Below are 22,501 nucleotides of genomic sequence, written 5' to 3' on the forward strand. Positions count from 1 at the left end.
TCACCACAAGCGTTCTGGCGTTGATGTGGCGCGCGGGCGGGGCCTGCCTCACTCTGAGAAGACCAGGCCGCTGACCAGGATGAAGATGCCGAGGGCGATCAAGACGATCGGGAACAGCACGTGTTCCCAGCGTTCGAGGACCTCGGCGATCGGCCGGCGGGTGGCGACGAATTTGGCGGCGACGACGAGGACCGCGACGAGCACGAGGAAGACGACGCAGTAGGCCACCACGGCCGCGGGTCCCACGCTGAGGAAGACCGGGACGTAGACGCCGATGTTGTCCCCGCCATTGGCAAAGGTGACTGCCGCGACGGTCCAGATGCCGACGTTCTTACCCGCGACTCTTCCATCGTCGTCGTCATCGTCGTTTCCACGCCAGGCTTCCCATGCCGCCCACAGTCCCAGGGCCAGGGGTATGAGCCCGAAGTACGGAATGATCTCCGGGGGAAGGAACGCCCCGGCACCCAACGTCACCAGCACCGCCGCGCCCAGAATCCCCGCAAACCCTAGGTACTGGCCTGCGGTGATCCGGGCCGTTGTTCCGCGTTGCCCCGCGCCGCGGGCGAAGAACAGCGACAGCACGATGATGTCGTCGATGTTGGTGACGATGAACAGGCCGATCGCGGGCAGAACTGACGACAGGATCATGCGCCGGCCCCCGTGGCTGCGGTGTCGCTGGTGCGCCAGCTCGCCACAGCGAGGACGGCTCCGCCGCCGACGACGAAGACGTCAGCGAGGTTGAAGGTCGGAAACCAGCCCGTGTGCTGGTAGTCGGTGACCAGTCCGTCAGCGGCGCGATCGATCAGGTTGGCCACCGCGCCACCCAGCATCGCGGCCAGCGCCAGCACGACGGGCAGCGCGGCGGTGCGAGTGACGCGGACCGCGAACACCGCGAGTGCGACCACGATCACGCCGGTGACGCCGAGCAGGACCGCTGGGGGCAGGGTGTCGCCGAGACTGAATGCCACCCCGGGGTTGAACGCCAGCCGCAGGTGCAGCAGACCGAGATCTGTTGAGCTGCCATCGTTCAGCGCCCGGGCGGCCCACGTCTTCAGTCCCAGATCAAGTCCGGCGGCGATGACCGCCGTGGCGGCCAGGGTGATCCGGCCCCGAATTACCCTGGCCTCGGCGCCGGTGTGGCCAGCGGTCACGACGGCGCGCCCACCGGCGCCGCGCGGGTGTCGCTGGCGGCCGGATCGACCGGCGCAGCGGCCAGTGGCTTGGTGCGCCCAGCCCGCACACCGTTGGCGATGACCACGATCTCGGCGAGTTCGTGGACCAGCACCACGGCGGCCAGCCCGAGCACCCCGAACAGTGCCAGCGGCACCAACGCGATGATCAGGCCCAGGGATAGGCCGACGTTTTGCAGCATGATCCGCCGCGCCCGGCGCGCGTGGGTGAACGTCTGGGGCAGGTGGCGCAGGTCTTCGCCCATCAACGCCACGTCCGCGGTTTCGATGGCCACGTCGGTGCCCATCGCGCCCATCGCGATACCGACGTCGGCGGTGGCCAGCGCGGGAGCGTCGTTGACGCCGTCGCCGACCATCGCCGTGGGGCGCTGGGCCCGCAGCTCTTCGATCAGTCGCGCTTTGTCTTCGGGGCGCAGCTCGGCGTGCACGGCGTCGATCCCGACGTCGCGGGCCAAAGCCGCTGCGGTGGCCTGGTTGTCGCCGGTGAGCATGGCGACGTGGTAGCCGTCGCGGCGCAGCCGGGCGACCACCTCGGCGGCCTCGGGGCGCAGCTCGTCGCGCACGGCGATGGCACCGATGACCTGGCTGTCGTGTTCGACGAGGACGGCGGTGGCCCCCGCCTGCTGCATGCACGCGACCTCCTCGGCGAGCGGGCCAGGGTCGAGCCAGCCGGGGCGGCCCAGACGAAGCGTGTGCCCATCGCGGCGTCCGGTGAGCCCGGCGCCGGTGACGGCCTCCACGTCGGTGGCAGGGATGACGTCCTCGACGGCGGCGAGGATCGCCGCGGCCAGCGGGTGCTCGCTGCGCGCTTCCAGAGCCGCAGCCAGATCCAGCACCTGCTCGCGGGTGGCGCCGTGGGTGGTGGCCACGTCGATGACTGCGGGCCGGTTCGCGGTGAGCGTCCCGGTCTTGTCCAACGCGACACCGCGGATCTTGCCCAGCCCTTCCAGCGCGGCGCCGCCCTTGACCAGCGCACCGAGCTTGCTGGCGGCGCCGATGGCGGCCACCACGGTGACGGGCACCGAGATCGCCAGGGCGCACGGCGAGGCGGCGACCAGCACCACCAGGGCACGTTCGATCCAGGTGGCCGAGTCCCCGAGCAGGCTGCCGATCACCGCGATCAGCGCCGCGACGATCATCACCCCGGGAACCAGGGGTTTGGCGATGCGGTCAGCCAGGCGTTGGGAGGCGCCCTTGCGGGACTGTTCGGCCTCCACGATGCGCACGATGCGGGCCAGCGAGTTGTCCTCGGCGGTGGTGGTGACCTCCACCTCCAGCACCCCGGTGCCGTTGATCGACCCCGCGAACACCTCATCACCGGGCCCAGCCTCCACGGGGACCGACTCACCGGTGATGGCCGAGACATCCAGCGCGGTGCGGCCGTCGCGGATGATGCCGTCGGTGGCGACGCGCTCACCGGGCTTGACCAGCATCCGGTCGCCGATCCGCACATCGGCTGTCGCCACGGTCTTTTCGCTACCGTCACGCAGCACTGTCGCTTCGTCGGGCACCAGCGACAACAGTGCGCGCAGTCCGCGGCGAGTGCGCGCCAGCGAGTACTCCTCCAGTCCCTCGCTGATGGAGAACAGGAAGGCCAGCATGGCGGCCTCACCCACCTCGCCGAGGATCACCGCGCCCACGGCGGCGATGGTCATCAGCGTGCCCACGCCGATCTTGCCCTTGGCCAGCCGTGTGAGGGTGGACGGCACGAAGGTATAGGCGCCGGCCAGCAGCGCCACCGCTTCCAGCGTGCGCACGACCGGCTCGGCGACGTCGAGGAACCCGGCGATCACCGCTGCCAGCAGGAACACCCCCGAAATGGCGGCGAACTGCAGTTCCTTGATCTGCCACAGCCGCTCGGGCTCACGCTCCTCCTCGTCGGCGCCGCGGGGTTCGTCGTTGCCGCAGCCGCAGGCGTCGCTCATCAGCGAGTCTCCTTCGTGCTGGTCGTCGCGTCGGTGCGGGAGCGGGTGCCGTAGGTGGGGCACAGTGCGACGGCGTTGCCGGTGGCGGCGAGCAGTGTTTCGGCGGAGGCGAGCAGGTCGAGCAGTTCGGGGCGGGTCAGCGAGTAGAACACCTGCCGGCCCTCGGGGCGGCCGGTGACCAGCCCGCAGTCCCGCAGGCACGCCACATGCGCCGACACGGTGGACTGGGCCAACCCCAGCTCTCCGATCAGGTCGGCCACGCGGGCCTCCCCGTCAGCGAGGCGGCGCACGATCGCCAACCGAGCCGAATCGGAGAGGCTGTGAAATAGCGCCACCGCCGCATCCAGATTCGAGGAGTTTCCTGGGGCGCTGCCGCCGAGGCACGCATCCGATTTATTCATCGCCATATGACGATTATGACCGGTTAGCAGCGATACTTTTCGCTGGGGTCGGGCGTCGACGTCTCGGTGCCGTTCGTCGCCGCGGTGGCGGTGGGTGTGAGGGTGCATCCGCCGTCGCGGGTGAACGGGTAGATCATCTGGCGCAGGTAGCCGCTGGGGTAGTCGGGTTTGGCGGCCATGCCGAGTTGGGTGGAGTCGAATCGTCGGGCGGGGTCGTAGGAGTAGGTGCGCAGCAGGTGATCCCACACCAGGGTGAACAGTCCGAAGTTGACGTCACCGATGCCGGCCCACTTGAGGTGGTGAAAGCGGTGGCCTTCGTTGAGGGCTAGGACGTACTTGGCGGGACCGATGCGGTAGTCGGCGTTGGAGTGCTGCAACAGCAGCTGGATTGCCACGGCCAGCGCCAACACGGAGGCCACGTTGACGGGCAGGCCGATCAGGATCAGGGGGGCCACGCCGGCGGCCATCTCGGCGGTTTGGTGTAGGGGGTGTTTCATCAGGCCGTTGAGGCCGTAGAAGCGGGTGATGCTGTGGTGCACCGCGTGGAATCGCCACAGCACGCCGATCTTGTGGCTGGCCAGGTGTACGACGGTGATGCCGAAATCCGCGACCAGGATCGCGGCTAGCACCTGTGCGACGAACGGCCAACTGTACGGCCACAACTGGGGCGCGGGCACGATCGCGGCGAGCAGCGGGATGGCGGCCACGCTGCCCAGGATGAGGGTTTCGTTGACCGCGACGTGGATGCGGTCGCGGGTGCTATCGGCACGGTCGTGGTTCCACTCGGGGTCATACGGGATGACCCGTTCGACCAGAAACGCCGTCGCGATCGCGACGACCAGAATGACCATCAACCAGTACTTCGGTGCCCCGGCCGCGGCCACGGCGATACCCGCGCCGTTGAGGCCGATCAGCATGAACGGCACATAGCCGTACCGGGCCACCACCTGAACCGCGCTGGTGGCCATCGATGTCATGGAAGTCGTACTCATGCCTTGATCGTCGCGGCCGCCGCCACGGCGGGGCTTGAACGATTCGGCTAACCGGTGCTGTCGAGATCCCAGGACACGTGCCGGCTCAACACCGAGGGCGCCAAGCCGAACATCTCGCGGGTCGTGCGAGAAAGGTGCGCGCTATCGGCGAAACCCGCACCGTGCGCCGCCCCAGTGAGGTCGTCCCCGGACTGCACGCGGGTGATCGCGATCCGCAGCCGCGACCACAACACGTAACGGCGTAACGGAATCCCGACCTGCTCAGTGAACAAATGCGTCAGCCGACTCGGCGAAATCCCGACCCGTGCAGCTAATTCTGTACCGCTGACCGGGCCCGCCGCCACAAGGTCAGGCAACAGCCGCAACGCGTCAACGATGGCGGGATGGTGCGCCCTGTCGTCTACGGCAAGGACGGGCGCCAGGTGCGCGATCAGCTCGTCGACCACCGTGGCCAGCGCTCGCCGACGGGTGAACGTCAGCACCGGGGCAACAGTCCACCCAGAGTGGACCGCACGCAGCTGCGCAGACCGTCCCGGCGCGGACTCCGGCTCCAGGAACACCACCGTGCCCTCCGGCGCTCCGACCTCGACTCGATGGGGGGCATCGGCGGGCACGACCACCTTCGTGCCGCGGTGCCGCGCGCCGTGCTCGTCAAGCACCGTGAACGCCGTTGTCGCGGTGATGATCTGCACGGCGTGATGGGCGTGGGCATCGGTGGTGCCGATGGACCCGGTGAACGCCAACACCCCCGGACGCAGCAGTGCCGCACCGCCCCAGCGCGGCTCCACGCCGAGATCAAGGCCGGACCTATTCATCGCCATCGAACGATGGTCATTCTGAATGCGTCGACATTGCGGTGGCGATGCGGTCCAGGGCTGCGACATTGACGCGGTAGTAGGCCCACTTGCCGCGTTGGTCGCGGCTGACGAGGCCGCTGTCGACGAGCAGCTTCATGTGATGGGACACCGTGGGTTGGCTCAGCCCAAGTGGCTCGGTGAGGTCGCAGATGCAGGCTTCCCCACCGTCTGATGCGGCGATGAGCGACACCAGTTTGACCCGTGCCGGGTCGGCAAGCGCCTTGAACACCGAGGCGAGTCGTTCGGCGGCAGCGGTGTCCAGCACGCCGCCGGTCAGCGGTGAGCAGCAGCTGGCCACATCACTTGAGGTCAACGGTGCGGTCGCGGTTGCCATGTCCTCATGATGGCACACGCATTGACAAACGTCGATGCGTCAAGCACGATCAGTCCCATCGAAGAACGTCGATGAGAGGAGTGGGGCATGTCAGAGCTGCCCGTCGTAGTGATCGGGGCCGGACCGCTGGGTCTGGCGGCGGCCGCGCATCTACTGGAGCGCGGACTCACCCCGCTGGTGTTGGAGGCCGGCCAAGGTCCAGGATCGGCCGTCGAGCAGTGGGAGCACGTGCGCACGTTCTCCCCGTGGCCCGAACTGGTGGACCCCGCCGCCGAACGACTGTTGGAGCCGACGGGCTGGACGGCCTCCGCTTCCGGATTCCCGACCGGCCGGGAGTGGATCGACGACTACCTGGCACCGTTGGCGGGCGCCTTGGGTGAACGGGTCCAGTACGGCGCGCGAGTGGAGGCGGTGTCCCGGTTGGGCCGGGACCGGCTCGTCACGCCTGGTCGTGCCGAGACGCCGTTCGTCGTGCACGTGAGCAACGCTGACGGAACGGAGTGCCGGGTGCAGGCCCAGGCGGTCATTGACGCCTCGGGCACCTGGGGCCAGCCCAACCCTGCTGGCGCTGACGGGGTTCCGGCGATCGGGGAACGCGCGGCAGCGACCTCCGGGGTGCTGACCTATGTTCCGCCGACCCTCGCGCAGGCCTCAAGTTTGGCAGGCAAGCACGTGGTGGTGGTCGGCAGCGGGCATTCGGCGATGACCGCGGTGATCCAGCTCGGCGAGGTGGTCCGCAAGGATCCCTCGACGACGGTGACGTGGGTACTGCGCCGCGGGGTCTCCGAGGACACCTTCGGCGGGGGCGCCGCCGATGAACTGCCCCAGCGCGGCGCTCTGGGTGTGCGATCCAAGGAAGCGGTCGAGGCGGGCCGGGTGTCGCTGTCGACCGGATTCCGCACCGAGCGCATCGATCTGGTCGACGGCCGCGCGGTGGTGACCGCCGAGGACGGGCGCGCTTTGGCGCCAGCCGATCACGTGGTGGTGCTCACCGGGTTCCGGCCGGACCTGTCGTTCCTGTCGGAGATGCGCATCGCGCTGGACCCGATCCTGCAGGCCCCGATCAACCTGGCAGGCTCGATCGATCCGAACATGCACTCCTGCGGCAGCGTATTGCCGCACGGCGCCGCCGAATTGGCCCACCCCGAGCCGAATCTGTACATCGTGGGCATGAAGTCCTACGGCCGGGCGCCGACGTTCCTGGCGATGACCGGCTACGAGCAGGTCCGCAGCATCGCCGCCGAGCTGGCCGGCGACCACGAGGCCGCGAGCCGGGTCGAGCTGACGTTGCCCGATACCGGGGTGTGCAACGGGGCGGGCTTGTTCGACAGCCCCGAGGGCGAGAACGCCGGGGGCGGGTGCTGCGGACCAGCCCCGACGTCGCAGAACTCGGCACCGCAGCTGCTGTCGTTGTCGCTGAACCCCATTGGCGGATGACCCAGGCCAATCCTCATCCGGCGCCCGGTGCAGCTCACGGGCTGCGCTGGGTGTTGGTGACGTTGTGTGTCACCGAGATCAGCAGCTGGGGCGTGCTGTACTACGCCTTCACCGTGCTTTCGGAGCAGATCAGCGCCGACACCGGCTGGTCCCCGCCGGCGGTGACGGCCGCGTTCTCCGCGGGGTTGGTGACCGCGGCATTGGTGGGCATCCCTATTGGGCGGTGGTTGGACCGGGTGGGTCCGCGCTGGATCATGACCGCCGGCTCCATCCTGGGCAGCCTCGCGGTGGTGGCGGTTGTGACGGCGCCGAACTACGGCTGGTTCGTCGCGGCCTGGGTGCTGGCCGGGGTGGCGATGAGCGCGGTGTTCTATGCGCCCGCGTTCGCGGCGCTGACCCGGTTCTTCGGCACCGACGCCGTGCGTGCACTGACCGCGTTGACGCTGGTGGCTGGTTTCGCCAGCACCGTGTTCGCCCCTTTAACCGCGGCACTGTCAGCCCAGATGAGTTGGCGTCACACGTATCTTGTTCTGGCTGCCGTGATGGCGGTGATCACCATCCCGGCGCACTTCTTCGGCTTGCGGCGCCCATGGCCGGCGGTGACCACCACGCATCAGCATGTCGAGGCGCCGACCCGCACCGCTCGGAGCGGGCCGTTCCTGGCGTTGATCGCGGCGTTCGCGCTCGCCGGGCTCGCCTCGTATGCGGTGATCGCGAACCTGGTGCCGTTGATGAGTCAACGTGGCATCAGCACCGGTGCCGCGGCGGTTGCGCTTGGCTTGGGCGGCGCCGGGCAGGTGTTGGGCCGCCTGGGCTATCAGAGGTTGGTGCGCCGCGTCGGTGTCGTGCCCCGCACGGTGCTCGTCATGGCCGGCGTCGCCGCCACCACCGCGCTGCTGGGGCTGTTCAGCAGTTTCGCTGCGCTGGTCGTGGTGGCGATCGGGGCGGGAGTGATCCGCGGCATCATGACCTTGCTGCAGGCCACCGCGGTCACCGAAAGGTGGGGCCCCACCCATTACGGCCATCTCAGCGGCATCCTGTCCGCGCCGATCATGATCGCTACCGCGGTCGGCCCGTTCGTCGGCGCGGCTCTGGCCAGCCTTCTCGGTAGCTACGCCGCGATGTTCGTCGCCCTCGGTGCGATCGCCGCAGCGGGGGCACTGATAGCGGTGGCCACCAGGCCCCGGGTTCAGACCCCCGCTCCGGTCGTCCGGATCTAGCCGCTTTCGGCGTGGGCTCCGATCCGGTGCAGCCGGGAGGTCAGCTGAATGCCTTCGCCCGGAGGTGGCGCGCCCAGGTCTGGGTGGCCATTTGCGTTGCATCCCAGGGTGATCCCAGCGGCGGGGTGTAGGACAGGTCCAGCTCGGAGAAGCCCTCGACGCTCATCTCGTGAAACAGTGCGGCAGCGTAGGTGTCGACCCGCTTGGACACCTCGGCGCTGCGGTGTCCGACCAGCTGGGCACCCAACAGCCGGCCGGTATGTTCGTCGCCGGTGATTCGGATGTGAATCGGGGTGGCGCCCGGGTAGTAGGCCTTGTGGTCATCCGGGGTGGCCGTGGTGGTGACCGGTGTCCACCCGCGGTCGGCGGCCAGCACTTCGTGATCACGCAGCCCGGTCCGGGCGGCCACCAAGTCGAAGACCTTGACCACCTGGGTGCCGAGGCTGCCGGCGAACCGCGCTGAACCGCCGACAGCGTTCTCCCCCGCGACCCGGCCTTGCTTGTGGGCGGTGGTGCCCAGCGGCAGCCACGTCACGCCGAGGAGGCGGTGGTGGGTGTGTACGCAGTCCCCGGCGGCGAACACATCCGGCAGGTTGGTGCGCATCGCCTCATCGACGGCGATCGCGCCTTTGATTCCGAGTTCGGCGCCGGCGTCGACGGCCAGCTCCACATCAGGCTTCACACCGACCACGACGAGCACGAAATCGACTGTCTGCTGCAGTGTTTCACCACCACGGTGGGCGGTCACCGTGATCGCTCCGGTGTCTGTGCGGGTGACGGCGGAAACGGTGGTGTGGGTGAGGACCTGCACGCCGTGGCGTTCCAGTGCGTCGTGGACCAAGGCGCCCAGCTCGGGATCGACGGTCGGCAACACCTCGGCTAGCGCCTCGATCTGGGTGACGGCAATACCGCGGGTGGTGAGCCCTTCGGCCATCTCCAGGCCGATGTAACCGGCGCCGATGATGACCGCGGTGGCTGGTTGGCGTTGCTCCAGGGAGTCCATGACGGCGAAGGTGTCGCCCATCGAATGCAGCAGGTGCACGCCATCTTTGGGGCCGAGGGCGTCCGGTCCGGTCAGTCCGGTGATGGGTGGGCGGGCACTGACGGCGCCGGTGCCCACGATCAGGGCGTCATAGGACAGTTCGGTGGGTGCCCCGGTGGGGTCGAGGACGTCGAGGGTGTGTTCGGCGGCGTTGATTCCGGTGGCGCGGGTGTCGGTGAGGACCCGCATGCCGGTGGCGGCCAGGTCGTCGGCGGTGCGGTGCGCCAGATGGGTCCAGTGCGAGACCTCCCCGGAGACGTAATAGGGGATGCCGCAGATGGAGAAGTTGGGATAGGCGTCGGCGACGACCACGGTGACGTCGGTGCTGGGGTCGAGTTCACGGATGCGCAGGGCAGCGCTGATTCCGGCGTCGCTGCCGCCGATGGCGACGATATGGCGTGCGGGCATGACGAAGTCTCCTCGGTACATCGAGTGGGAAGGGTGGGTGCTGCCGCGGTGCAGCGTGAAAGCGAGCTGCGTCAGGCAGATGCGTTGGTGAGCGTGGTGTGGAGGCGTTGCACGCGGGCGATGATGTCGTCGCGGACCAGGCGCATCCGGTCTAGGCCGTCGATGCCGCGCTCAGACGGTTCGTCGGTGTCCCAGTTCTCCACCCGGGTGCCCGGCAGCGGATCGAGTAGGGCTTCCCGGCCGAGGGTGACCACCAGATCGACGTCGCGGGCCAGCTCGTAGTCCACCGGCGTGGGCTGCTCACCGGCGATGTCGACGCCCACCTCCAACAGGGCTTGGGCGGACAGATCGTTGACCGCGGCACCAGGTTTGGTGCCGGCCGAATACACGGCCACGGTGTCCCCGGCGAGCTGACGCATGAGACCAGCCGCCATCTGCGACTTGCCGCCGTTCTTCACGCACACGAACAACACCGAAGGTGTCGAAGAGTCAGTCATCGGGTCCTGTGCTCCTAGTTCTGCCGTGCGGTGACATGGAGTTCCGCGAGGAGGCGGCGGACGCGTTCTTCGAGGTCGTCGCGGATCGGGCGGACCGCATCGACGTCCTGGCCTTCCGGGTCGGGTAGGTCCCAGTTCTCATAGCGCTTGCCGGGGAAGATCGGGCAGGCATCTCCGCAGCCCATAGTGATCACCACGTCGGCTGCCTGGACGATCTCGTCGGTCCAGGGTTTGGGGAACTCCCCGGTGATGTCGATGCCAACCTCGGCCATCGCCACGACCGCGGACGGGTTGATGGCATCGCCAGGTTCGGAGCCTCCCGACCAGGCCACCGCGTCCTCGCCGGCGAGATGGGTGAAGAAGCCCAGCGCCATCTGAGACCGGCCGGCGTTGTGGGTGCACAGGAACAGCACCGTGGGCTTGCCGTCGCTGATCTTGCCCTCGACTCGGGCCAGGGCGTGCAGGCGTTGACGGGCGAACCTTTCGGCCAATAAGGGCAGAAAGTTGGGGACGGTGGCGCGGCCGGCGAACTGGTCATAGGAGGTGCTCAGGAACCTCTCGATGGTCTCGACGCCGAAGCTGGCGCCGAAGTCGCGTTCCAACCGGGTGGCCGCGGTCTTGAGTGCGTGCTGTTGATCGATCGAGAGGTCGCGGTGCGAACGCAGGGCGGCGGGGCTGTCAAACATGGTGTTACGACTCCTGTGTCGTGGACGGGTGGATTGCGGCGGGTTCGGTGGTGTGGTCGCGGAAGCGTCGGCGCAGCGCCAGCGAGACGTAGACCAAGGCGACCAGCACGGGAACCTCGATCAGTGGGCCCACCACCCCGGCCAGGGCTTGCCCGGAGGTGGCGCCGTAAGTGGCGATCGCGACCGCGATGGCCAACTCGAAGTTGTTGCCCGCCGCGGTGAACGCCAAGGTGGTGGTTCGTTGATAGCCCAGGCCGATCGCGGCGCCCAGCAGATAGCCACCGCCCCACATGATCGCGAAGTACACCAGCAGGGGCAGCGCGATCCGCACCACGTCGAGAGGCCGGCTAGTGATCTGTTCACCTTGCAGCGCAAAGAGAATCACGACGGTGAACAGCAGCCCATAGAGCGCCCACGGCCCGATCCGGGGCAGGAACTTCGACTCGTACCAGTCGCGGCCCTTGGCCTTCTCGCCGATCCGACGCGACAAGTACCCGGCCAACAGGGGGATACCGAGGAAGATGAGAACCGATTTGGCGATCTGCCACGGCGAAGTGTCGATGGTGGTCTGCTCCAGACCCAGCCAGCCGGGCAGCACCGACAGGTAGAACCAGCCCAAGACCGCGAACATGATGACCTGAAAAATCGAGTTCAACGCCACCAACACGGCGGCGGCTTCCCGATCGCCGCAGGCCAGGTCATTCCAGATGATGACCATGGCAATGCAGCGCGCCAGCCCGACGATGATCAGCCCAGTCCGGTACTCCGGCAGATCGGGCAGCATCAGCCACGCCAGCGCGAACATCAACGCCGGCCCGAACACCCAGTTCAAAAATAACGAGCTGAGCAGCAGTTTGCGGTCCCCGGTCACGGTATTGAGGCGGTCATAGCGGACCTTGGCCAGCACCGGATACATCATGATCAACAGGCCCAGGGCGATCGGCAACGAAATCCCGTCGATCTGCACACTTTCCAGCGCGGTATTCAGACCCGGGATCCATCGACCCAGCAGCAGGCCGGCGACCATCGCGACACCGATCCACACAGGTAAGAAGCGGTCCAAAGTGGACAACTTGGCGATCACCGGCGCTGAGGAACTCGAGGCCACCGTGTCGGTCATGCCGTCACCCCCGCCAGCGCGGCCGCGTTGAGATCCAACAACGCCGAGAGGTCACGCAGCGCTTCCGGGACCACGGCGTAGTACACCCACGACGCCCTACGCTCAGAAGTGAGCAGGCCGGCGGCACGCAGGACCTTGAGGTGATGCGACACCGTGGGCTGGGAGACGTCGATGCCACCCGAGACGTCACACACGCACGCCTCCCCACCGGAATGACTGGCGATCGCACTGAACAGCCGCAGCCGCACCGGATCAGCCAGCGCCTTCAACTTCTTGGCCATCTCGGCAGCCGCCGGCTCAGTCAGTGGCTCGCGCAACAGCGGTGGCGTGACGCAGCAAGCATCTGCGGCCAGTCCCTCCGGATTCGACATACATCGATATTGACGACTATCGAACCAAGATGCAAGCGAACGATGTGTGAACACCGCACGCCGCGCGCACCCGGCCCGTCCCCGCAGTCCGCCAACACACTTTGCAGACCAACGCGGCGCCTTTATCGAATCTTCATCGAAGGACTAAGAAAGCCAAACGACGCATCAGCACACTGAGGGCATACCCGTGAACGGTGCGCCGTCGCCCGCGACCGGCCCTCACGACGCGCCAGAGGGTGCCCCGCCCGTAAGCCGATGACGACAACCCGATACGGAGAGCCCCACTCATGCCGCAGACAGGCTGTCCCCCACAGCTTCGAGCGACGACGCACTGGCTGCGCACGACCGTCGTCGCGGTGGCGGTGCTGCTGATAGCGGCCGCCTGCACCTCGACTCCGGCGGCGGCGCCCACCCCCGACGTCATCACCGACAAGGGCACGCCCTACGCAGACTTGCTCGTACCGAAACTCGAAGCGTCCGTCACCGATGGTGCAATCGGCGTCGCTGTCGACTCCCCCGTAACCGTTACCGCCGGCGGCGGTGTTCTCGGCCAAGTATCGCTGACCAACGAGGCGGGCGAACTTGTCGACGGGCAGCTGGGCCCCGACGGCGTTACCTGGTCCTCGGCGGAACCGCTTGGCTACAACAAGCAGTACACCCTGCAGGCGCACGCACAAGGACTTGGCGGAACGACAAGCACCAGCGCAACATTCGAAACCCATTCCCCCGAAAACCTGACGATGCCCTACGTGTTGCCCAATGACGGCGAAACGGTGGGCGTGGGTCAACCCATTGCGATTCGCTTTGACGAGAACATCACGAACCGAGCGGCGGCCCAGCAGGCGATCACCGTGACCACGAACCCATCGGTTGAGGGTGCGTTCTACTGGCTCAGCAATCGTGAAGTCCGCTGGCGCCCCGCCGAGTACTGGGAGCCCGGCACGAAGGTTGAGGTGTCAGTTAAGGCTTACGGTGTCGACTTCGGCGACGGGCTCTTCGGCCAGGATGACGTCACCACGCGCTTCACCATCGGCGACCAGATCATCGCCACCGCCGATGACGCCACCAAGACGATGACCGTGCGGCGCAACGGCGAAGTCGTCAAAACCATGCCCCTGTCCATGGGCAAAGCCACAACACCCACCGACAACGGCGCCTACATCATCGGCGACCGTTACTCATTCCTGGTGATGGATTCGTCCACCTACGGAGTCCCCGTCAACTCACCCGACGGGTACCGCACCGAAGTCGAATGGGCAACGCAAATGTCGTACAGCGGCATCTACGTGCACTCGGCCCCATGGTCGGTGGGCAGCCAAGGCATCGCCAATGTCAGCCACGGATGTCTCAACGTCAATCCAGCGAATGCCCGCTGGTTCTACGACAACACCCGACGCGGCGACATCGTCGAAGTGATCAACACGACCGGCCCCACCCTTTCAGGAACCGACGGTCTCGGCGACTGGAACGTCCCCTGGGAGCAATGGAAGACCGGAAACGCCAACCTCTGACCATCGAAAGGTGCTTGACAAGCCGATACTGCTTCACTGCACGGAGACTCTTAATGCCATTGTCCCGCAGTACCTTTGAGTGCCGTTCCGAAGGGCCGTTGCCATTCGGGCGGTTGTCGCGCAGCTGGAGCCCGTCAACTCCCCGGTGACCGAAGGCGGTGCGCTGCCGCCGACGATGCTTCACGTGACCGCTCGGGGCAGAACGACTGACCCCGACGACCGTCCATAGTGCCCCCTTCTCCGTGAAGCTCGCACAATGTGCGTTCACCCCAGGCGCTATTCACGCGCGCCTTCCCGACCGCGAAACGCCTGAGCCCGGTAATGCAGCATCCAAATCGCCAACTGCCGCAGCGAATTTCACCATTGTAATTATGTGGCTGCTGTTACTGGTGGGGCTTTTGTGAGTTACGCTTTTCTACGTAGGAGCTACGTATTTTGGTGCTGCGCCGTGCGTATGCGATTCAGCCCCGCTAGTGGTGCGTGATAGCTCACCGCGCGGAGCACCGAGGAGAAGACATGGGATTACACGTTCGAAGCAAGGGTGCGGCAGCTGCCCGTGCCGATCGCTGCGACCCCGCAACTCGTGTAGCGGGCCGCGTTCGACGGCTCCCCGGTGTGATCGCCATCGTCGTCGCGCTCCTCCTCGCGTGCGCACCGATCACGTCGGCCCAACCTGCCGCCGGCCCGTGGGACCCACTGCTGCCAAAGATGCCGAGCGCGGGCGCTCCCGGCGATCCGGTTGCCATCGCGAACGCATCCCTGCAGGCAACGGCCATGGCGACGCAGACAGCCATGAGCATGGGTCGCAGCTTCCTCAGCAGCCTGGGAATTGTCAGTCCCGCCGCGGATCCGTCGACGAGCGTGCGTGGCAATCGGGTCAATGGTGCGCAAGCGATCGAGTACGTGATTCGCAGGGCGGGAACACAAATTGGTGTTCCCTACTCCTGGGGTGGCGGAAGCCTCACCGGTCCCAGCCGCGGCGTCGACCAGGGGGCAGGCACCGTGGGCTTTGACTGTTCTGGTCTGACACGGTTCGCGTTCGCCGGCGTCGGAGTGCTGCTCCCGCGATGGTCCGGCGACCAATACAACGCCGGCCGCAAAGTGCCACCCGCCCAAGCGAAGCGAGGCGATTTGCTGTTCTGGGGGCCGGGCGGCAGTCAGCACGAAGCAATCTACTTGGGCGGCGGCCAAATGCTTGAGGCGCAGCAGACGGGCGTCCCGATCAAAATCTCACCGGTGCGCATGTCAGGGATGACTCCGTACGTCGTTCGCATCATCGAAAGCTGACTGCTCCCCCGCAACCGGTCACCAGTTGGATCGCTACGACGCACCCGGCATTCGCTGCCCCCCGTCGGCTGTGAGGCAGTAGCCGGTCCCGCGCACCGTACGGAGGTACCGCGGTGATGCCGGATCGTCACCCAGCTTGCGCCGAAGCTGACCCACATGCACCCCCAGAGTGTTCCGGCCGCCGGCAGACGCATCCCCCCACAGGCTCAACTGCAATTGACGACAGGTCACCGCTTCACCCGGACTCTCCGCCAGCGTGCAGAGAACCTCAAACTCTGTGCGGGTCAGTGGCAGCGCCTCGCCGCGGAGGAACACCCGGCGCCCGACCAGATCGATAAGGAGATCTCCGATCTCACGACGGTGCGTCTCGTCGCTGCGGCCGCCGTCACGTCGTTCGCCGTGGACACGGCACTTCCTCAGCGCCAACCGAATTCGCGCGTTCAGCGCCTCGATGTCGTCCACCGAGACGGTGCCGGCGGTAAGGAGCAGGGGGGTGACATCGCCGTCGCTGAGAGCAACCACGCCGACCTGAGTTTCCTGACGGATGCGGTCAAGCATGGCCGCGCCCAGCCCCTGAGTGCCGACGCACACCACGACCACATCGGGATCACACTCGCGCAGCGCTGTGAGTGCAGCGCCAGACGAGTAGGCCACCTCCACGGCGAAATCGCCGGCGAGCAGGTGTCACGCCACAGTGGTCGCATAGATGCGTCGAGGCTCCACTAGCAGCACACGGATGCGGCCGGCGGCCGCCGCTGGCGGTATGGAATCAGCGACAAGACGGTGCGACTCGATCGTCGTGGCACTCTCCTCGCCGCTCAAGAAAACCCAACGCGCCCGCATTCCTTACTGCGCCGCTCACGAGACAGCCTACCGTCATCTACGTAGTTACTACGTAGATGACGCGTCGACCGGAGAGTTCAACGTTGGTTCGCTTCGGTTACGGCCTCCGGCGCTGACCCCAGCCGTCCTCGCAGATCCAGTCGGTACAGCGCAACCGCCGACAGTAATCCGATAACTGTCAACAACACCCACAAAAGTTCCGGCCGCCCCGCCTCACGGGTGAGTTGCATCAACGAGCCTGTTGCCAGGTTGCCGACGAGGATGCCAACGCCGACGATCGTGTTATAGAAGCCGTAATGAGTTCCGACGAGCCGGTTGTCGGCCAGGGAGACGACGGTATCCATTTCGAACGGGAACACCGCAGCCGAGCCGACCGCCAGCACGGCCGCCGCGATGAGCAGCGCTGTCGCCGCAGCAACACGGCCGACTCGCTGATCATCAGGAAACACGATCAGCGGCAGAAACGACAACGCCAGAATCAGCATGCCGATCGCCAGCGACCGCCCCGAACCCCAACGACGCGCAAACCACCGTGTGATCCGCATCTGTCCAAGCACCGCCACCACCCCGGAGACAACGAAAATCATTGCGGTGACCACGGAGTCGTTTTGGGGAAACAAGTATCGCGCCTGCAGCGGCATCGCCAGATACACCTGGAACGACAGCACATAGGAACCGATCATCGCCACGGCGAATAACAGGAACGAGCGATTGGCCGCGACTGCCCGCCAGTCCTGAAGCACCGAGGTCTTCTCCTGTGCTGGAGTCACAGCACGTTGCGGCAGTGCGAACAGCTGCGCCACTGTCAGCGCCGCGAAGACGAGCGCCGCGGCCGCAGCAGTCATCTTGAAGTCAACGAACATCAACGCCAGGCCCACCAACGGCCCCGCGAGGATGCCCGCTTGATAGAACACGTTAAACAGCGCGAACGCTTCCACCCGTCGAGGGCCCGCATCGGCGGCCAAGTACGCACGCACCGCCGGGTTGAAAAGCGCTCCGGCGAAACCCGTTGCCGCCGAAGCCACCAACACTGCCGGTAGCGAGTCGGCGACCACCAGAAGCCCGAATCCTGCGGTGCGCAGCACGCATCCGCTCACAATGAGGGGTTTGTAGCCCAGGCGATCGGCCAGCGTGCCACCGATGATGAACATGCCCTGCTGGGAGAAGTTGCGGACCCCGAGCACGAGCCCGATGGCCCATGCAGCCAGGCCCAGGGGCCCAGCCAGATAGCCAGCCAGATAGGGCATGAGCATGTAGAAACCGAGGTTGATCCCGAACTGGTTGATCATCAACATGCGGCTTGGCCAGCCGAAGCTGCGGAACCCAGACAGCAGTGTCATCGCGGCACCACCTGCGTGGGGTCAACGACCACGGGGCACCGCGTCCAGGTCGTGACCGCGTGTGTCATCGGGTCGTCAACGGTGGCTGGTTCATTGGACGGAACCTTGTCCAACAGACCATGGGTGCGGCAATAGTCGTCGTTATAGACGGTGTCGAAATAGCGCTGCGGGCCGTCAGGGAAAATGGCGGCGACCGTGGTGCCCGGGTCGCTATTGCGCGCAGCCCACCCGGCCACCAACGCGACCGCGCCCACACTCCACCCGCCACTGGCATAGTGGGTGGCCGCCAGGGTTCGGCAGGCCCATACCGCATCCGCCGGCGCGACCCAGTGCACTTCGTTGAAAGCGCCGTAATCGACGTTGCCCGGGAAGATGCTGGAGCCGAGGCCGCGCATGAGTCGAGTGGTGGCGCGCTGCCCAAAGATTGTCGAGCCCACCGTGTCGACGCCGATCAGCTGCAGGCCGGGATTGAATTCCCGCAAGACCCGGGCCACGCCTGCCGAGTGTCCCCCGGTGCCGACCGAACACACCAACACATCCACAGATCCAAGCTGGTCATTCAATTCGACCGCCAGCCCGCGGTAGGCCTCCACGTTGTCCGGATTGTTGTACTGGTCGGGATGCCACGCGTGCGGATCGGTGGCCAGAATCTCCTGCACGCGTTGCGTGCGGGCCTGCTGCCAGCCGCCGCGCTCGTGAGGCTCGGTCACCAGTTCGATGTGCGCGCCGAACGCGGCGAGCATGTGTTGGATGATCGGTTCCATGCCGGGGTCAGTGACCAAGGTGACGGGGTGACCGTACACAGTGCCCGCAAGAGCGAGCCCCAATCCTAATGTGCCACTTGTCGATTCGACGATACGGGCGCCCGGGGCGAGCACCCCGCGGGTGCGCGCGCGTTCGACCATATGCAGCGCGGGCCGGTCCTTCATTCCGCCCGGGTTGAAGCCCTCAAGTTTGGCCCAAAAGCCCTGCCCTGCGGTGGTGAACGGCGCGCCGATCCTCAGGACGGGCGTCTGCCCGACCATCGTGGCCGGCCGCTCAAAGCGGCCCAGCCGTAGGCGCTCGAATCGGTCTGTGTCGTGGGCATGGTTGATCGAAACGGCGTGATTCATGTCGGGGATATCGCTTCTGTTGACGCCGCGACTGACGCGCGGCTGCTGGTGGCGGGCAGCAGTCACCGGCCCCCGGTCCAGAAAAGACGGGGCCTGACGCTAGCCGATCAGCGACGCGCGATGCACAGCCGGACAAGCACGTCGCGTCCGGTCTGTGCGACGGGTGAGCGCGGAGGACCGCGAATAGGAGCAAGCGGCGCGTAGCGCCAGAGCGCCGGCAACACAGCCAGAGCGCCGACCAAGGCCAGGGCAATCAGCGTGATTGTCCCCCGCGGCAGGACAGCTTCCGCAAAAGACTCCGGTGACGGCGCACTTCCGCCCTCGGAGATGTGCGGATGGTCGAGCTGGACGGCCACCGGCGCGCCCACCGCGCTCGCAAGGGGGTGGGGTCCGTGGGCTGGCGCCGCCTCGGTCCCCGGCAGCGCCCATTCCGCAGCCACAATGATGGTCCAGAACGCGAGGAACACAGCGACGACTGCGCGTCGCCGCTGCGAGGAACTCCCGTCGATATAGCTCACGATGTTGCCGACTGTAGCAGCGGATCGCCGAACGGAGTGGCGGCCGTGCAGTCGACGCCGTGTCGTGACCTGCCCGCGACAGTCCTCGTCGGCGGCCCGTGCGAAGCGATCAGAACCTTCACATCATTCGCCCGATAACGTTGCCGTACTGCTTATTTCACCGCTGCGCATGCCATCACTCCAACCTCGGTGACACCAGCCTTTACACTGGTCATCTACGGTTTGACTACGGAGATAATTGGCGATGTGAACTCAAGCATCAGGCAGCCAGGGAGAGATTTGCTGAGTGGGCAGACACCCGACTGCCGAAGGTCCTCGTCCGTCCAAGTGCGCATCACCGACCCGCACCCAGATCGGATGGGTTCGACCGACACCTAGTGGTGGCAGAGCACCTGAATGAATGCCGGAGTGGCGAGCATGGTGGTGATGGCGGCGACCAGCAGAGCGCGGTGACGCCACCGCACGTGCCGACGGGTTGGGGTGACCAGACGCTCGGCTCGGGCGATGACCGCCGTCGCCGCCGCGGCCAGACCTTCAGCCACAGGAGGTCGGTGACCGGCCAGCGCAAGCAACCCCGTGAGTAAAGGACGAGTCCCGACGCGACGAGCGGCGGTGTCGTCGGCACACATCTCCAGCAGTTCCGCCACAGCCTCATGCGCGCAGGCGAACAAAGGAAGGCGAGGAAGGGTGGCGGCGAGGGCACGCAGCACCATCAGAATGTGGTGATGATGCCCTGACAGGTGGGCATCCTCGTGCGCAAGAACCGCCTTCAGTTGCGACCGGTTCAACGATTTCACGGCCGCCGAGGTCACGACGATCGCATGGGGGCGGCCGATGACACAGTAGGCGGCGGGGAGGTCGGCCTCCACGACAACGACGTGAGGATGGTCGGTGGGCCGACCGACGATCCGCGCGGCCTCTGCGTGCTCATGGCTTCGGGTGCGCAGCCTGGCCAGGCAGCGTCCCAGTCGCAGCGCCACGACCGCAGAGGCCAGCAGTCCCCCACCGATAAAAGCAATGGACCCGAGGCGTCCCGCCAGCGGGGTGTGATCGGAGAACCCGAACAGTTCCAGGCAGAGGGTCACGACCGAGCCGTCCAGCACGCTGTTCGACGTCGCGTTGACCACCAGCACCACTGCCGCCAGCCACGCCGCAAGCACGGCGGCAACCGTGGCCAGCCAGGCGGCCACACCCATAGACGGACTCACTCCGCCACCGGTGAGGCGCCGCAGTACCGGTGGAGCAAGCCACGCCAGCACGGCGCCGTAAAGCACCAGCCACAGCGCCGTCGTCATGACCGCCGGCCTTTACGCAAAGCCGCCTTCAGCTGCGCGGATTGCTCAGCGCTCATCTGCTCAAGGAAAAATGCCAGCACGGTGTTGGTATCGCCACCGGAGTCGAACGCGGCTTTCATCAGACGCGCTGACCGCTCCTCACGAGTCATCGCCGCCCGGTACACATAGGCCTTGCCGCTGCGCTGCCGCTTGAGCCACCGCTTGCGATACAGGTTGTCCATGGTCGACAACACGGTGGTGTACGCGATGGGTCGCTGCTGAGCCAAATCCTCGAACACATCACGCACCGTGGCCGGCTCCTGGTGATCCCACACCCAGTCCATGACCACCGCTTCGAGATCGCCGAAAGCTCGCTGTTCCATCCGCCGCAACTCCTGCCCGCTCTGACGAGGTGGCCGATTCGCACAGCGCGGCACCTGCAGCTCCCTAATGTAGCCGCCAACAGCCCAGATGCCGGGACCTCGCCGCGGCGGCGCCACCGATGTCGATCCGCTCACTGGTGCACCATCCTTGTGTCGGTGATCTTGGATGGATTGCCGATGCACCCGAGGTGCCGCTGATCTATCGCCCTGCTCGCTCGACGCTGTTGATGTCCAGCATGAGTTCTGCGGAGGTCAGTGGTTACCCGGGGCGCGTTGACCGTCGACAGGGCTATGCGCCACCGAGCGCCGCTCAGTGAGCGAACCGGCAGTCGTGCCCCGGAACCTGCACATAAGGGTGCCTCCCCACTGGGCTTAGCAGCGAGGAGGCTGTCATGAAGTCTGCCCGAAATACCCTGCCAACGGAACCCGCCAATGGGCTCACGTGTGGAATCGACTGGGCCTGCGATGATCACGCGGTCTCGATCGTCGATGCCAAAGGCCGCGAGATCACCCGCAAAACGATCGGTCACAACGCCGTTGGGCTGCGAGATCTGCTCACCACACTGCAACGCGCCGGTGTCAGCGAAGTCGCCATCGAACGCCCCGACGGTCCGGTCGTACACGCCCTGCTCGACGCTGGGATCACCGTCGTGGTGATCAGCCCCAACCAACTCAAGAACCTGCGCGGGCGCTACGGATCGGCCGGCAACAAAGATGACCGCTTCGACGCGTTCGTCCTGGCCGACACCTTGCGCACCGACCGGACCCGGCTGCGGCCCCTGCAGCCCGACAGCCCGGCCACGGTGGCCCTGCGCCAGACCTGCCGAGCCCGTAAAAATCTGGTCGCTCACCGCGTGGCGATCGCCAACCAGCTGCGGGCTCATCTGATGATCGTCTTTCCCGGCGCGGTCGGGCTGTTCGCCGATATCGACTCGCCGATCAGCCTGGCCTTTTTGGCCCGCTTTGACTGCCAGGACCGCGCCGATTGGCTCTCGGTCACCCGGATGGCCAACTGGCTGGCCAGCGTCGGCTACAGCGGCCGCACCCACGCCAGTGAACTGCACCGACGACTCACCGCCGCGCCTCGCGGTGCCGCCGGTATCGACGGTGCCACCATCACCGCGACCTTCGTCGAGGTGTTGAGCACTGTGAGCGCCCAGATCAAAACCCTCGACCAGAGCATCGCCGAGCAACTCGACGCTCACGCCGATACTCATATCTTCACCAGCCTGCCACGCTCGGGCACCTTCCGTGCCGCCCGACTGCTCGCCGAAATCGGCGACTGCCGCGCACGGTTCCCCACACCCGAATCGCTGGCGTGCCTGGCCGGAGTCGCCCCCTCCACCCGCCAATCCGGGAAAGTCAAACACGTCGGATTCCGCTGGGCTGCAGACAAACAGCTCCGCGACGCCGTATGCGACTTCGCCGGCGACAGTCGTCGAGCCAACCCCTGGGCGGCCGATCTCTACAACCGCGCCCGAGCCCGCGGACACGACCACCCCCACGCCGTGCGCATCCTCGCCCGCGCCTGGCTCTACATCATCTGGCACTGCTGGCACGACGAAGTCGCCTACGATCCCACCCAACACAGGGCCCTCCAAAAGCTGATCAACCAAGATCAACCCAGGGCGGCTTGACACAGGGCAACTCATGCGTGCGCCATCGAAATCATTCCAAGGCCACGGCCCCATCGGACCAAAAGCACATGCTGCCGCCCGCTCAGGTGTTACCGAGTTGAGACTGTGACAGGCGT

23 protein-coding genes are annotated in these 22,501 nt (G+C 66.5%); 5 read left to right on the forward strand and 18 right to left on the reverse strand.

What is annotated here, in order from left to right; all coding sequences use genetic code 11:
• Positions 1–48: 48 nt before the first annotated feature.
• The 7 genes from FBY28_RS02775 to FBY28_RS02805 are packed head-to-tail and all read right to left on the reverse strand — an operon-like array spanning position 49 to position 5,699.
• Positions 49–648: a cadmium resistance transporter gene (locus FBY28_RS02775; RefSeq protein WP_141864114.1), complete on the reverse strand. Its 600-nt coding sequence runs from the start codon at positions 646–648 to the stop codon at positions 49–51.
• Positions 645–1,151 carry a signal peptidase II gene (gene lspA, locus FBY28_RS02780; RefSeq protein WP_030133924.1) on the reverse strand — a complete coding sequence of 169 codons (507 nt, stop codon included), beginning with the start codon at positions 1,149–1,151 and terminating at the stop codon, positions 645–647. Before lspA ends, FBY28_RS02775 begins: the two co-directional genes overlap by 4 nt.
• Positions 1,148–3,115: a heavy metal translocating P-type ATPase gene (locus FBY28_RS02785; RefSeq protein WP_030133923.1), complete on the reverse strand. Its 1,968-nt coding sequence runs from the start codon at positions 3,113–3,115 to the stop codon at positions 1,148–1,150. The genes lspA and FBY28_RS02785 overlap by 4 nt, the downstream gene beginning before the upstream one ends.
• Positions 3,115–3,516 (reverse strand): ArsR/SmtB family transcription factor, encoded by a 402-nt coding sequence (locus FBY28_RS02790; protein WP_036469507.1) that lies wholly within the window; start codon positions 3,514–3,516, stop codon positions 3,115–3,117. The genes FBY28_RS02785 and FBY28_RS02790 overlap by 1 nt, the downstream gene beginning before the upstream one ends.
• A gap of 23 nt (positions 3,517–3,539) precedes the next feature.
• On the reverse strand, positions 3,540–4,508 hold the full coding sequence (locus FBY28_RS02795; protein ID WP_030133921.1) for a sterol desaturase family protein: 969 nt from the start codon (positions 4,506–4,508) through the stop codon (positions 3,540–3,542).
• A gap of 47 nt (positions 4,509–4,555) precedes the next feature.
• Complete coding sequence (locus FBY28_RS02800; protein ID WP_042509753.1) at positions 4,556–5,329, reverse strand: helix-turn-helix domain-containing protein; 774 nt, start codon at positions 5,327–5,329, stop codon at positions 4,556–4,558.
• Between the two features lie 10 nt (positions 5,330–5,339).
• A complete protein-coding gene (locus FBY28_RS02805; protein ID WP_081843341.1) occupies positions 5,340–5,699 on the reverse strand; it encodes an ArsR/SmtB family transcription factor in 360 nt (119 codons plus the stop codon).
• A gap of 87 nt (positions 5,700–5,786) precedes the next feature.
• Between FBY28_RS02805 and FBY28_RS02810 the strand changes: the two genes are divergently transcribed.
• Entirely contained in the window at positions 5,787–7,136 is a 1,350-nt protein-coding gene (locus tag FBY28_RS02810; RefSeq protein ID WP_030133918.1) for an NAD(P)-binding domain-containing protein, read from the forward strand.
• Positions 7,133–8,356: an MFS transporter gene (locus FBY28_RS02815; protein ID WP_141864116.1), complete on the forward strand. Its 1,224-nt coding sequence runs from the start codon at positions 7,133–7,135 to the stop codon at positions 8,354–8,356. Before FBY28_RS02810 ends, FBY28_RS02815 begins: the two co-directional genes overlap by 4 nt.
• A gap of 40 nt (positions 8,357–8,396) precedes the next feature.
• Here FBY28_RS02815 and FBY28_RS02820 read toward each other — a convergent pair whose 3' ends face one another.
• The 5 genes from FBY28_RS02820 to FBY28_RS02840 all read right to left on the reverse strand — a co-directional run bounded on the left by FBY28_RS02820 (position 8,397) and on the right by FBY28_RS02840 (position 12,480).
• Positions 8,397–9,806 carry an FAD-dependent oxidoreductase gene (locus tag FBY28_RS02820; RefSeq protein ID WP_141864118.1) on the reverse strand — a complete coding sequence of 470 codons (1,410 nt, stop codon included), beginning with the start codon at positions 9,804–9,806 and terminating at the stop codon, positions 8,397–8,399.
• Positions 9,807–9,877: 71 nt separating this feature from the next.
• Positions 9,878–10,303, reverse strand: coding sequence for an arsenate-mycothiol transferase ArsC (locus FBY28_RS02825; protein WP_141864120.1), 426 nt, complete (start codon positions 10,301–10,303; stop codon positions 9,878–9,880).
• 14 nt (positions 10,304–10,317) lie between these two features.
• Complete coding sequence (locus FBY28_RS02830; RefSeq protein WP_141864122.1) at positions 10,318–10,989, reverse strand: arsenate reductase ArsC; 672 nt, start codon at positions 10,987–10,989, stop codon at positions 10,318–10,320.
• Positions 10,990–10,993: 4 nt separating this feature from the next.
• Entirely contained in the window at positions 10,994–12,109 is a 1,116-nt protein-coding gene (gene arsB, locus FBY28_RS02835; protein ID WP_030133913.1) for an ACR3 family arsenite efflux transporter, read from the reverse strand.
• The gene (locus FBY28_RS02840; RefSeq protein ID WP_030133912.1) at positions 12,106–12,480 is read right to left on the reverse strand and encodes an ArsR/SmtB family transcription factor; all 375 of its coding nucleotides are present in this window, start codon (positions 12,478–12,480) and stop codon (positions 12,106–12,108) included. Before FBY28_RS02840 ends, arsB begins: the two co-directional genes overlap by 4 nt.
• Positions 12,481–12,836: 356 nt before the next feature.
• Between FBY28_RS02840 and FBY28_RS02845 the strand changes: the two genes are divergently transcribed.
• A complete protein-coding gene (locus FBY28_RS02845) occupies positions 12,837–13,991 on the forward strand; it encodes a L,D-transpeptidase (RefSeq protein WP_286177680.1) in 1,155 nt (384 codons plus the stop codon).
• Between the two features lie 615 nt (positions 13,992–14,606).
• Positions 14,607–15,278: an NlpC/P60 family peptidoglycan endopeptidase RipB gene (gene ripB / locus FBY28_RS02850; RefSeq protein WP_216847463.1), complete on the forward strand. Its 672-nt coding sequence runs from the start codon at positions 14,607–14,609 to the stop codon at positions 15,276–15,278.
• 33 nt (positions 15,279–15,311) lie between these two features.
• Here the strand turns inward: ripB and FBY28_RS02855 are convergent, their stop codons facing one another.
• The 6 genes from FBY28_RS02855 to FBY28_RS02880 form a co-directional block, all read right to left on the reverse strand.
• Positions 15,312–15,938: a winged helix-turn-helix transcriptional regulator gene (locus FBY28_RS02855; protein ID WP_216847464.1), complete on the reverse strand. Its 627-nt coding sequence runs from the start codon at positions 15,936–15,938 to the stop codon at positions 15,312–15,314.
• A 260-nt stretch (positions 15,939–16,198) separates the two neighbouring features.
• Entirely contained in the window at positions 16,199–17,461 is a 1,263-nt protein-coding gene (locus FBY28_RS02860) for an MFS transporter (RefSeq protein ID WP_141864128.1), read from the reverse strand.
• Positions 17,458–18,639 carry a PLP-dependent cysteine synthase family protein gene (locus FBY28_RS02865; RefSeq protein WP_286177684.1) on the reverse strand — a complete coding sequence of 394 codons (1,182 nt, stop codon included), beginning with the start codon at positions 18,637–18,639 and terminating at the stop codon, positions 17,458–17,460. Before FBY28_RS02865 ends, FBY28_RS02860 begins: the two co-directional genes overlap by 4 nt.
• 41 nt (positions 18,640–18,680) lie before the next feature.
• Positions 18,681–19,091: a putative copper homeostasis (lipo)protein LpqS gene (lpqS, locus tag FBY28_RS02870; protein ID WP_141864130.1), complete on the reverse strand. Its 411-nt coding sequence runs from the start codon at positions 19,089–19,091 to the stop codon at positions 18,681–18,683.
• Positions 19,092–19,465: 374 nt separating this feature from the next.
• Positions 19,466–20,386 (reverse strand): M56 family metallopeptidase, encoded by a 921-nt coding sequence (locus tag FBY28_RS02875; protein WP_141864132.1) that lies wholly within the window; start codon positions 20,384–20,386, stop codon positions 19,466–19,468.
• Positions 20,383–20,883, reverse strand: a complete 501-nt coding sequence (locus tag FBY28_RS02880) for a BlaI/MecI/CopY family transcriptional regulator (protein WP_286177686.1) — start codon at positions 20,881–20,883, stop codon at positions 20,383–20,385. The genes FBY28_RS02875 and FBY28_RS02880 overlap by 4 nt, the downstream gene beginning before the upstream one ends.
• A gap of 257 nt (positions 20,884–21,140) precedes the next feature.
• On the opposite strand from FBY28_RS02880, the gene FBY28_RS02885 reads away from it, so the two are divergent.
• On the forward strand, positions 21,141–22,385 hold the full coding sequence (locus tag FBY28_RS02885; RefSeq protein ID WP_064896048.1) for an IS110 family RNA-guided transposase: 1,245 nt from the start codon (positions 21,141–21,143) through the stop codon (positions 22,383–22,385).
• Positions 22,386–22,501: the final 116 nt, after the last annotated feature.

The sequence above is a fragment of the Arthrobacter sp. SLBN-53 genome (genome assembly GCF_006715585.1).
Taxonomy (GTDB): Bacteria; Actinomycetota; Actinomycetes; order Mycobacteriales; family Mycobacteriaceae; genus Mycobacterium; species Mycobacterium neoaurum_A.